The sequence below is a fragment of the Stenotrophomonas sp. STEN030 genome (assembly GCF_056759995.1).
This window is the reverse complement of sequence record NZ_JBRREB010000041.1, coordinates 31,190-41,562: the sequence shown is the minus strand read 5'-3', so window position 1 is coordinate 41,562 and position 10,373 is coordinate 31,190. Positions and strand designations below refer to the sequence as shown.

Here is a 10,373-nt window from a genome sequence, read left to right as displayed (position 1 = left end):
GTGTTCCATCCGAAACGGCAGATCACCCAATGCCCGACGAAGCTAGAGCCCGGATCCATCAGTAGCTTCGCGGCTGACGCCGCTCCCACAAAAGCCACTGCAGTCGGGGTTGGCTCATGGCTGCAGCAGCACAAACAAGAAGCCCCGCAATGCGGGGCTTCTTGTTGCACGAAACGCCAGCTCAGAACCCGTGCGTGATCGCCGCAGGTGCCGATACCGCAAAATCCGCATAAGGATCATGTTCGCCGCTGCCACCTTCGGAGAGGCGGAACTTCAGTGCCAAGCCATCGCGCGAGTCGGCGGCGCGCAGCGCTTCCTCCTGCTCGATGATGCCGTCCTTCACCATTCGGAACAGGCACTGGTCGAAACTCTGCATGCCTTCTTCCAGCGAGTCTTCCATTGCCTGCTTGATGGTGTGCACCTCGCCACGGCGCAGCAGGTCGCGGATCATGGGCGTGTTGATGAGTACTTCGGTTGCCGGCCGACGACGGCCGTCCTTGCCCTTGACCAGACGCTGCGAAACCACTGCACGCAGGTTCAGCGACAAGTTCATCAAGACGTTCTTGTGCGCGCTTTCCGGGAAGAAGTTGAGGATGCGTTCGATGGTCTGGTCGGCGTTGTTGGAGTGCAGCGTGGCCAGGCACAGGTGCCCGGTTTCGGCGAAGGCGATGGCCGCTTCCATGGTTTCGGCGTCCAGGATTTCGCCGATCAGGATGACGTCTGGCGCCTCACGCATCGCGTTCTTCAGCGCGTTGTGGAAGGCGTGGGTATCCAGGCCGACTTCGCGCTGGTTGACGATGGACTGCTTGTGCTTGTGCAGGAACTCGATCGGGTCCTCGATGGTGAGGATGTGCCCGGTCGAGGTGCTGTTGCGGTGGTCGATCATCGAGGCCAGCGAGGTCGACTTGCCCGAGCCGGTCGAACCGACCACCAGCACCAGCCCGCGCGGGGTCATGATCACGTCCTTCAGCACCTGCGGAAGGTTGAGCTCCTCGATGCTGGGGATGCGGCTCTTGATCGCACGGATGACCATGCCAACTTCGCCGCGCTGCTTGAACACGTTGACGCGGAAGCGCCCGGCATCAGCCAAAGCGATGGCCATGTTCAGTTCCAGGTCGCGCTCGAACTGCGGCACCTGGCCTTCGTCCATCAGCGAATAGGCGATTTTCTTGACCATCCCCGGCGGCAGGCCGGTATTGCCCAGCGGGTACAGCTTGCCTTCAATCTTGATGTAAACCGGCGCTCCGGTCGTCAAAAACATGTCCGAAGCGTTCTTTTCGGTCATCAGCTTCAAGAAATAGCCGATATCCATGCGAAATTTTCCCCAACAAACGGCGGCGTGCCGTTGCAAGCACGCCTCTGGCTTGACCACAATGGCCGCGCTCAGTCACCCAAGCCACGGCTCCCCAATGAAATCTAGCTTCGCACAATTAAGACGATTCCTGTGTGCTACCGCCTGCACATTCGTGCTATGCGGCAGCGCGTTGGCGCAGGATCCGGGCGCAATGGAATTGCTTGCCGCACAACAGGCCGTCGAGAAAGCCGACCGCGCCGACGCCGATCAGTACGCGCCGGACACCATGGCGATGGCCCGCCAGCAGCTGGGCCAGGCCCAACAGGCTGCGAGTGATCGCCGGCTGCGCAAGCAGGCGCCAATCCTGGCGCTGCGCGCTGCCGCCGATGCTGATCTGGCGCGCGCGCAGAGTGAGGAAGCAGTCGCGCAGGCCCAGCTGGCCCAGCGCAAGGCCGAGGTTGCACAGCTGCAACGCCAGTTGGCGACAGGGGAGGGGCGCTGATGCGGATCAGGAATCTGGTGGTTGTCGGCCTGTTGGCCGTGCCCTTGTTGGCGTTGGCGGCGGAAGATCCGGCGGTTGGCGCGCTGAGTCACCGGCTGATGGTGCTGCAGGCCGATATGGCCACGGCCGATGTGGCTTCGTTCGAGAAGCTGCAGGCGCAGCAAGCCATCGCCGCGCTGGCCAAGGCCAAGCGCAAGGAATTGGACGATGCCCGTTATCTGGCTGAGCGTCGCGTCGCGATTGCCGAGGCGGCCAGCCGCGCGGCGCTGGCGCGGCGTGAGGTGGGTGAGTTGGAGCGCACCCGCAGCGAATTGCTGATCGAGGCCAGCCGCCGCGATGCGGCCCGTGCCCGTCAGGAAGCGGAGCAGTTGCGGGTACAGACCCAGATCCAGGCCGAAGAGGCCGAGCGTCTGCGCTTGGCCGCCGAGGCCGAGACGCTGGCCCGCCAGGACGCCGAAACCGCGCTGACCAGCGTTGCCGGCCGTCAGCAGCAGCGTTTGAGTGCGGCCCAGCAGAACGCGGCCAAGCTGGCTCGCGAAGAGGCCGAGCTGGTCTCCGGGCAGAAGTTGCCGGCGTCCAAATTTGACGGTCGCGGTGAGGTCTACACCTTCAGTGGCGATGCCTTTGCGGCTGGCCAAGCGGCGCTTTCCGGCGCGGCCGGCAACCAGGCCAAGGCATTGGCCGAATACCTGAATATCGGCAAGAAGGGCCGGGTCATCATCGAGGCCTATGACAGCGCCAACGGCGTTGGTCAGCGGCGTGCGCAGGCGCTCAAGGACGCGCTGGTAGCTGGTGGCGTTGCGGCCAGCCGGATCCAGGTGACGGGCAAGAAAGCGGCCTCCACCCGGGCCCGTTCAGCGGAAGTCATTATCGCGCCGTGACAAACTTAAATGGCTGAAGTTGTTAGGTTTTTGTCATTCGTGCGGGGCTGAATGCGGCGTGGTTTGAATATTCAGTAAACGATTCCGTAGAGGCCTTGCCGGAACCTTTTTGCAGGCGTAGGGTCAATTGTCCGGGCGGCACTTTCGTCGTCCGGACAACGGAGGGCCGAGCCGGTGCAAGCGTGGCGCGAACCAGTAACCGAAAGCTCCTGGCAAGTTGGCCGGAGGACGGTTGGTGGTGCCGCGGTGGGCGGGCCCGGCTTTCCAATCCAGCAACGCCCCGTGCCGTCAGGCCGGGGCGTTCTTGTTTCTGTATGAAGGAGGTAGTCATGTTCGAAGGGCAGCCGCAGAGTGAAATCGACGCATTGGCCAAGGCCAACCCGGAGTTCAAGCAGCTCTACCAACAGCATAAGAAGCTGAACAAGAAATGCATGGACGCGGAGCTGGGTGTACTCCCGATTGACGGGGTCACCTTGGGACAGATGAAACGGGAAAAGCTGCTGGCCAAGCAGAAGCTCCTGCGGATTTACGAAAACAGCATCAACTGAACCTTCCCCACGCTTGACCGTTTATGTCGCGGACGGTGGCGGCCTCCTCGTCGGCCGTCATTGTCCGCGTCACTTGGCAGTGGAATTCCTGTGCCCGAAAGCGTGAGTAACTGACTTTCGCGTACAACCATCGGATAATCATTGGTCCGGCCGCTATGCGGCGCGATCTGAACTAAACCGATGCCTATCCATTCCTCCATCCTCGAACTCATCGGCAATACGCCCATCATCAAGGCCCAGCGCCTGGATGTAGGCGTGTGCGAGCTGTACCTCAAGATGGAGAGTGCCAACCCGGGTGGGTCGATCAAGGACCGTATCGGCCTGTCGATGATCGAGGCAGCTGAAAAGCGTGGCGATCTCAAGCCAGGCGCGACGCTGGTGGAAGGCACCGCCGGCAATACCGGCCTGGGCCTGGCACTGGTGGCACAGCAGAAGGGTTATAAGCTCATTCTGGTGGTGCCGGACAAGATGAGCCGAGAGAAGATCTTCAACCTCAAGGCCATGGGCGCCGAGGTAGTGCTGACCCGTTCGGACGTGGCCAAGGGCCACCCGGAGTACTACCAGGACCTGGCCAAGACTGTTGCCGACCGCACCCCGGGCGCCTACTTCATCAACCAGTTCGGCAATCCCGACAACCCGGCCGCACATGAATTCGGCACCGGCCCGGAGATCATCGAGCAGATGGGCGGCGATCTGGATGCCATCGTGTTCGGCTGCGGCAGCTCCGGCACCATGACCGGCCTGTCGCGTGCCTTTGCCAAACTTTCGCCCAAGACCGAGCTGGTGCTGGCCGATCCGGTCGGCTCGATCCTGGCTGAATACATCAACGATGGCACGCTGAACGAAAAGTCCGGTAGCTGGCTGGTGGAGGGCATCGGTGAGGACTTCCTACCGGATATCGCCGATTTCAGCCGGGTCAAGAAGGCTTACGCCATCAGCGACGCCGAGAGCTTCCACACTGCACGTGAGCTGCTGGGCAAGGAGGGCATCCTCGGTGGCTCGTCCACCGGCACCCTGCTGGCTGCGGCGCTGAAGTACTGCCACGAGCAGACCACACCGAAGAAGGTGCTGGTGCTGGTGCCGGATACCGGCAACAAGTACCTGTCCAAGATGTACAACGACTACTGGATGCTGGACAACGGTTTCCTCGAGCGCCCGCAGTTCGGCGACCTGCGCGACCTGATCCTGCGTCCGTACAGCCAGCGCGACACCGTGGTGGTGGGCCCGAAGGACCTGCTGACCACCGCTTACCAGCGCATGAAGCTGTACGACGTGTCGCAGCTGCCGGTGATGGATGGCAGCCAGCTGGTCGGCATCATCGACGAGAGCGACGTGCTGCTGCACGTTTATGGCGATGAAGCCCGTTTCCGTGACCCGGTCTCGGTGGCCATGGTCAGCAAGCTCGACCGTCTGGACGTCAAATCGCCGATCGAAGCCCTGTTGCCGGTGTTTGACCGCGGCCAGGTGGCGATCATCACCGATGGTGATGCGTTTCTCGGTTTGATCACCCGTATCGATCTGCTCAACTACCTGCGTCGCAGGGTTCAGTGAGTCTCGCGGGCACCCCTCGCGGGTGCCCAGCCTGAAAAATCAGACGAGGCTGGTAGAATTCCGCCTCTTTAGCTGGAAGTAGTAGTCATGACGGATCAGCATTCACGCAGCCAGGACGGCGAGCGCAGCCTGTCGCTTGCCACTTTGGCCATCCACGGCGGGCAGTCGCCTGACCCCAGCACCGGCGCAGTAATGCCGCCGATCTACGCTACCTCGACCTACGCCCAGTCCAGCCCGGGCGAGCATCAGGGCTTCGAGTACTCGCGTACGCATAACCCGACCCGCTTTGCTTACGAGCGTTGTGTGGCCTCTCTGGAAGGCGGTACGCGTGGTTTTGCCTTCGCCTCGGGCATGGCGGCCAGCTCTACCGTGATCGAACTGCTGGATGCCGGCAGCCACGTGGTGGCGATGGACGACATCTACGGTGGCAGCTTCCGCCTGTTCGAGCGAGTGCGTCGCCGCACCGCCGCACTGGACTTCAGCTTCGTCGACCTGACTGATCTGGCTGCGTTCGAAGCCGCGATCACGCCGAAGACCAAGATGCTGTGGATCGAGACCCCGACCAACCCGATGTTGAAGATCGTGGATATCGCCGCGGTAGCCGCCATCGCCAAGCGTCACGGCCTGATCGTGGTGGTGGACAACACCTTCGCGTCACCGATGCTGCAGCGCCCGCTGGAACTGGGGGCGGATCTGGTGCTGCATTCGGCCACCAAGTACCTCAATGGGCACTCCGACATGGTCGGCGGCATGGTGGTGGTCGGCGACAACGCCGAGCTCGCCGAGCAGATGGCCTTCCTGCAGAACTCCATCGGTGGCGTGCAGGGTCCGTTCGACAGTTTCCTGGCCCTGCGCGGCCTGAAGACCCTGCCGCTGCGCATGAAGGCGCATTGCGCCAACGCGATGGAGCTGGCCACTTGGCTGGAAACCCATCCGGCAGTGGAAAAGGTGATTTACCCGGGCCTGGCATCGCACCCCCAGCACGAACTGGCGGGCAAGCAGATGGCCGGCTACGGCGGCATCGTTTCGATCGTGCTCAAAGGCGGCTTTGAAGCGGCCAAGCGTTTCTGCGAGCGCACCGAGCTGTTCACCCTGGCCGAGTCACTGGGTGGCGTGGAAAGCCTGGTCAACCACCCGGCGGTGATGACCCATGCCTCGATTCCGGTGGCTCGCCGCGAGCAGCTGGGCATCAGTGATGCGCTGGTACGGTTGAGTGTGGGTGTGGAAGACGTGGTTGATCTGCGTGCTGATCTCGAGCAGGCACTGGCAGGATGAGTCGTTCGCTTATCGGTGATTACATCGACAGCTTCCGTAACCCCGGGTTCTGGATATATTCGACCTGGTTGGAGCTTGCCACCAAGTATCGGCGCTCGCGGTTGGGGCTGTTCTGGGCGTTGTGCCCGGCGTTGATTTATATGTTTGGTGTTGGTGGATTTTTTGGCTACCTGCAAGGGCATGCGGCAGCGGGGTTCATCCCGCATCTGGGCATTGGTTACGTTTTGTTCCGCCTGATCACCATCAGTTTGAGTGAGTGCACTACGGCATTCCAAGGACATGCCAGTTTCATTTTGGATGGCCGGGTGCGATTGACCGACTACGTCCTGCGTGTAGTGGCAAAGGCAATGTTCTATTTCGTAATGGCCCTGCCCGCAGTCGCGGTTGCCTTGGTCATCAGTCCGAATTTCTACCCGGCGGGGCTTCTGGCTTCACTGCCGGCTTTCATTCTGGTGATACTCAATATTGGCTGGATGGGTGCAATTGTCGCGGTGCTCGGTGCGCGCTTGCAGGATGTGCATGAGTTGATCGGCAGTATCCTGATGTTCAGTTTCCTTTTCACACCGATCATCTGGTATGCGGATCAAGCGCCGATGGATACCGTGCGCGGCATGATTGCGCGCGCCAATCCGCTGTACCACATGATCGAAAGCGTACGTGCGCCAATGTTGGGTGAGCCTATCGAGAAGCTCACATACATCTACCTCGCTGTGATGCTGGTCGGTGGTTGGTTGGCGGCTACTTTTATTTATCGGCGTTATGCGCGCTACGTACCGGTATGGGTATGACACAGGAAATCTATCTGCGGGCGAAGAACATTGGCCTGGACTTGCCTACCTACACCCAGGAGCAGCGCACCATCAAAGCCAGCGTTGGTGTTCTGCTGCAAGCAGCGTTCCAGCCGCCGAAACGGATGATGCGCACCACGCTTGATGGCATTGATTTTGATCTTGAACCGGGTGATCGATTGGCGGTGCTTGGGCGCAACGGTGCAGGCAAGTCAACCTTGCTCAAGGTACTGGTGGGTGCGTATCCGCCAACCCGCGGTACGCTGGAGGTGTCCGGCGCACGCCAGGCATTGTTGAATCTGGGGCTTGGTTTTAACCAGGAGGCAACTCTGGTTGAAAACATTCTGTTGCGAGGTATCGCAATGGGCCTCAAGGCAAAGCAGGCTCATGCCATTGTTGATGAAGTGCTGGATTTTGCCGAGCTTAAAGGCAAGGCTGGTGACCGCTTGCGGACATTGTCATCTGGTCAGCGTATGCGGCTTGGTTTTGCGCTCGCTACTGCTGTACAGCACGAGATACTCATCATGGATGAGTGGATCGGGACGGGTGATGCCGGCTTTGTAAAGAAAGCACAGGAGAGGATGCAGTCGCGGGTGGATAGTGCGCAGATCGTTGTGTTGGCCAGTCACAACTTCAGCTTGCTGGAGAGCGTCTGCAACAAGGCGATCCTGTTGGAAGCCGGGTCCGTTATCGCAGCCGGGCCTGTAGCCGAGGTACTGGTCAAATTCAGGGACGTTCTGGCTTCCCCCCAAACCAGCTTGCAGCAGGGTTGATTGCAAATGCACTTCTTGCTTGTTGCTTATGATTTTCCGCCCATTCCTTCGCCGCAGGCGCTGCGTTGGGCTTACCTGAGCCGGGAGCTGGTGAGGTCTGGTCATAGTGTGGAAGTGATAGCGCCAGACGTGCCGGGCTATGGTCCCGGCGGGTTGCCGGAATTGCCTGATGAGATGGTTATCCGGCGCGTATTTCCTGGGCGCCTGACCCAGCTCCTGTTGGGGCGCGGGCGGAAGAGCGGCGACACCCCGGCTTCGGTCAGTGACAGTAGCGATGTCACTGTCAGTAGCACTCTGGCTGGGGGACTGCCCGTTGTGGAGGTCCTGAACTGGAAAGGACGGCTAAGAAAGTCGTTGGAGGACGCGTTTCGTGTTCGTGGCGGACTCAACTGGAAGGGGCATCTCGCTGAGAAGATCAAAGGCGTAGTATCCGATCGGTTTTTTCCGGACTATCGGGTCGAGTGGGAGCGGCACGCGATAGCTGCGGTGCACGCATCCATCGCTGCGCGACGGCCGGATGTCGTTGTGGTTTCGCACGAGCCGGCATGCACATTGCCGGTGGGATTGGCTGCGGCAAAGAAAGGTTTTCCGCTGGTAGTTGATTTGGGTGACCCGGTATTGGCGCCATATACTCCAAAAAAATGGCGGAAGCGGGCGTTTTCTTTGGAGGCCGAAGTCTGCCGTGCTTCCATGATGGTAAGCGTGACGACGGACGCGGCGGTGTCGGTTTTGCAGCAACGCCATTCCTTGCCGGATAGTAAATTGGTTGTTGTGCAACAGGGCTTCAATCCCGATTTTCGAACCAGCGATGCTTCCGGTGACGGCCTGTTTGATTCGGAGATGCTTGAGCTTCTCTATACAGGTAGCTTCTACAGCTTTCGTGGCGCGCAAAAACTACTGGATGCGGTCTTGGCGCTTCCCGGTGTACGTTTGTCGATAGCTACGATTCGTGCTCCCGACTATCTGGAGGAATACATGCAGCGATCCGAAGGTCGGATAAGGCTGCTTGGTTTTCTTCCGCACACTGTTGCCCTTGCTGCGCAGCGCCGATGCGACATTCTTGTCAATCTTGCCAATGCCGATCCTGTACAGGTGCCGGGCAAGATCTATGAATACCTTGGTGCAGGCAAGCCGATCATGCACCTGCGCGGCGAGAGTCAAGACGCCACTGGCGTGTTGGTGACGACGACTTGCGCGGGATGGGATATTGCTTCGACATCGGAGAATATAGAGTTGGCCTTGGCTGAGGCTATTCAGATTAAAAAACAGGGACAGTTGGCTTTGCGTGCCCCACGGCGCGAAGAGGTGGAGCGATACTCCTGGCCGAGTCTGGCATCGCGTTGGCTTTCCGATGTGGAAGCCGCGCTGCAACGCCAGCACGGCTAGAGGTGACGCCGCCCGTTGATTTCAGGGCGCACGCAAAAAAGTTTATGTGCGCCATCTAGATAAAGAAGGAGTTTTATGAACGGCAGAATTGATGTTATCGCAGAGGTGGATTGCAGCGTGAACGATCGGACCATTTCAGTCATTGGATTGGGCTACATCGGATTGCCCACTGCCGCCACTTTCGCAGCCCATGGGCGGACCGTTGTCGGCGTGGATATCTCCGAACGGGCGGTGACTGCAATTAACCAAGGACAGGCGCATATCGAAGAGCAGGGTCTGCCTGAGATGGTTGCGCAAGGCGTCGCCAGTGGGAGGCTTCGAGCCGTTATCAGCCCCGTCGCTGCTGATGATTTCATCATTGCCGTTCCTACCCCGGTCGACCATCAAACACATCAGCCTGATGTCGGCTACGTGATCTCTGCCGGTCGCTCCATCGCACCGGTGTTGCGAAAAGGTAATCTGGTTGTTCTGGAGTCGACTTCTCCAGTAGGAACCACCCAGCAACTTGCGCGTTTGCTTGCTGAACTTCGTCCCGATCTACGCTTCCCGCTTGATGGCGAATTGAATCCGGATGTGCATCTTGCCTACTGCCCTGAGCGCATCATTCCTGGTCAGATGTTGCGAGAGCTGATTGAGAACGATCGCATCATCGGCGGCATGTCGGACCGTTGTACAGAAAAGGCTGCAGCGCTGTACCGCACGTTTGTAAAAGGACAGTGTGTGTCGAGCAACGACCGTACAGCGGAGCTGTGCAAGTTGGCTGAAAACTCCTATCGTGACGTCAACATCGCGTTCGCGAACGAGTTGTCGATGATCTGCGGCAACCTGGACATCGACGTCTGGAAGTTGATTGAGTTGGCCAATCGCCATCCGCGAGTGAATATCTTGAAGCCGGGGCCGGGTGTCGGCGGGCATTGTATTGCGGTGGATCCGTGGTTCATCGTGTCCAGTGATCCTGGACGTGCAAAGATCATCCGGACTGCCCGCGAGGTCAATGACAGCAAGCCCGGGTATGTACTCGATCTGGTGGCTGAGGCTGTTGCAAAATCGCCGGGGAAAACACCACGAATCGTTTGTTTGGGACTTTCATACAAACCGGACGTCGATGATTTTCGGGAAAGTCCAGCGTTGCAGATTGCGCAATCCTTGACTGCCGCCTATCCAGGGGCTGTCGTCTGTATGGATCCTTTCTCAGATGCGCTCGCTACGTCAGGCGAAGATGTTGGAAGCTTGAATGTGGCTCTGTTCGAGGAAAGTCTCATGAATGCGGACGTAGTGGTTGCATTGGTCGCACACACCGCTTTCCGAGGAATTCCAAGTCCGGCAAACGCCTCTGTTATTGATGCCTGCGGTTTGTGGAGCTGAGGGGGCGATC

At 59.6% G+C, this 10,373-nt stretch carries 10 protein-coding genes; 9 read left to right on the top strand and 1 reads right to left on the bottom strand.

Features of this window, described 5'->3' with window-relative positions; all coding sequences use genetic code 11:
- Window positions 1-181: 181 nt before the first annotated feature.
- Window positions 182-1,312, bottom strand: coding sequence for a PilT/PilU family type 4a pilus ATPase (locus ACVOLR_RS14530; protein WP_282266812.1), 1,131 nt, complete (start codon window positions 1,310-1,312; stop codon window positions 182-184).
- Between the two features lie 97 nt (window positions 1,313-1,409).
- On the opposite strand from ACVOLR_RS14530, the gene ACVOLR_RS14525 reads away from it, so the two are divergent.
- The 9 genes from ACVOLR_RS14525 (at window position 1,410) to wecC (ending at window position 10,363) form a co-directional block, all read left to right on the top strand.
- The gene (locus ACVOLR_RS14525; RefSeq protein ID WP_481508021.1) at window positions 1,410-1,796 is read left to right on the top strand and encodes a DUF4398 domain-containing protein; all 387 of its coding nucleotides are present in this window, start codon (window positions 1,410-1,412) and stop codon (window positions 1,794-1,796) included.
- Window positions 1,796-2,677 (top strand): OmpA family protein, encoded by an 882-nt coding sequence (locus ACVOLR_RS14520; protein WP_481537053.1) that lies wholly within the window; start codon window positions 1,796-1,798, stop codon window positions 2,675-2,677. The genes ACVOLR_RS14525 and ACVOLR_RS14520 overlap by 1 nt, the downstream gene beginning before the upstream one ends.
- Window positions 2,678-3,006: 329 nt before the next feature.
- Window positions 3,007-3,225 (top strand): HP1242/YdcH family protein, encoded by a 219-nt coding sequence (locus ACVOLR_RS14515; RefSeq protein WP_481508019.1) that lies wholly within the window; start codon window positions 3,007-3,009, stop codon window positions 3,223-3,225.
- Between the two features lie 180 nt (window positions 3,226-3,405).
- Window positions 3,406-4,776, top strand: coding sequence for a pyridoxal-phosphate dependent enzyme (locus ACVOLR_RS14510; RefSeq protein ID WP_481537052.1), 1,371 nt, complete (start codon window positions 3,406-3,408; stop codon window positions 4,774-4,776).
- A gap of 87 nt (window positions 4,777-4,863) precedes the next feature.
- Entirely contained in the window at window positions 4,864-6,051 is a 1,188-nt protein-coding gene (locus ACVOLR_RS14505) for a cystathionine gamma-synthase (protein WP_481537051.1), read from the top strand.
- 68 nt (window positions 6,052-6,119) lie between these two features.
- Window positions 6,120-6,839, top strand: a complete 720-nt coding sequence (locus ACVOLR_RS14500; protein ID WP_481537050.1) for an ABC transporter permease — start codon at window positions 6,120-6,122, stop codon at window positions 6,837-6,839.
- Window positions 6,836-7,612 (top strand): ABC transporter ATP-binding protein, encoded by a 777-nt coding sequence (locus ACVOLR_RS14495; protein WP_296250133.1) that lies wholly within the window; start codon window positions 6,836-6,838, stop codon window positions 7,610-7,612. The genes ACVOLR_RS14500 and ACVOLR_RS14495 overlap by 4 nt, the downstream gene beginning before the upstream one ends.
- Window positions 7,613-7,618: 6 nt before the next feature.
- The gene (locus ACVOLR_RS14490) at window positions 7,619-8,998 is read left to right on the top strand and encodes a glycosyltransferase (RefSeq protein ID WP_481537049.1); all 1,380 of its coding nucleotides are present in this window, start codon (window positions 7,619-7,621) and stop codon (window positions 8,996-8,998) included.
- A 75-nt stretch (window positions 8,999-9,073) separates the two neighbouring features.
- The gene (gene wecC / locus ACVOLR_RS14485) at window positions 9,074-10,363 is read left to right on the top strand and encodes a UDP-N-acetyl-D-mannosamine dehydrogenase (RefSeq protein WP_481537048.1); all 1,290 of its coding nucleotides are present in this window, start codon (window positions 9,074-9,076) and stop codon (window positions 10,361-10,363) included.
- The last annotated feature ends 10 nt before the right edge of the window (window positions 10,364-10,373 follow it).

Coding starts and splice junctions, on each gene's coding strand:
- ACVOLR_RS14490 (WP_481537049.1), top strand. CDS start 7,619: ATGCACTTCTTGCTTGTTGCTTATGATTTTCCGCCCATTCCTTCGCCG.
- ACVOLR_RS14520 (WP_481537053.1), top strand. CDS start 1,796: ATGCGGATCAGGAATCTGGTGGTTGTCGGCCTGTTGGCCGTGCCCTTG.
- wecC (WP_481537048.1), top strand. CDS start 9,074: ATGAACGGCAGAATTGATGTTATCGCAGAGGTGGATTGCAGCGTGAAC.
- ACVOLR_RS14530 (WP_282266812.1), bottom strand. CDS start 1,312: ATGGATATCGGCTATTTCTTGAAGCTGATGACCGAAAAGAACGCTTCG.
- ACVOLR_RS14495 (WP_296250133.1), top strand. CDS start 6,836: ATGACACAGGAAATCTATCTGCGGGCGAAGAACATTGGCCTGGACTTG.
- ACVOLR_RS14505 (WP_481537051.1), top strand. CDS start 4,864: ATGACGGATCAGCATTCACGCAGCCAGGACGGCGAGCGCAGCCTGTCG.
- ACVOLR_RS14525 (WP_481508021.1), top strand. CDS start 1,410: ATGAAATCTAGCTTCGCACAATTAAGACGATTCCTGTGTGCTACCGCC.
- ACVOLR_RS14510 (WP_481537052.1), top strand. CDS start 3,406: ATGCCTATCCATTCCTCCATCCTCGAACTCATCGGCAATACGCCCATC.
- ACVOLR_RS14515 (WP_481508019.1), top strand. CDS start 3,007: ATGTTCGAAGGGCAGCCGCAGAGTGAAATCGACGCATTGGCCAAGGCC.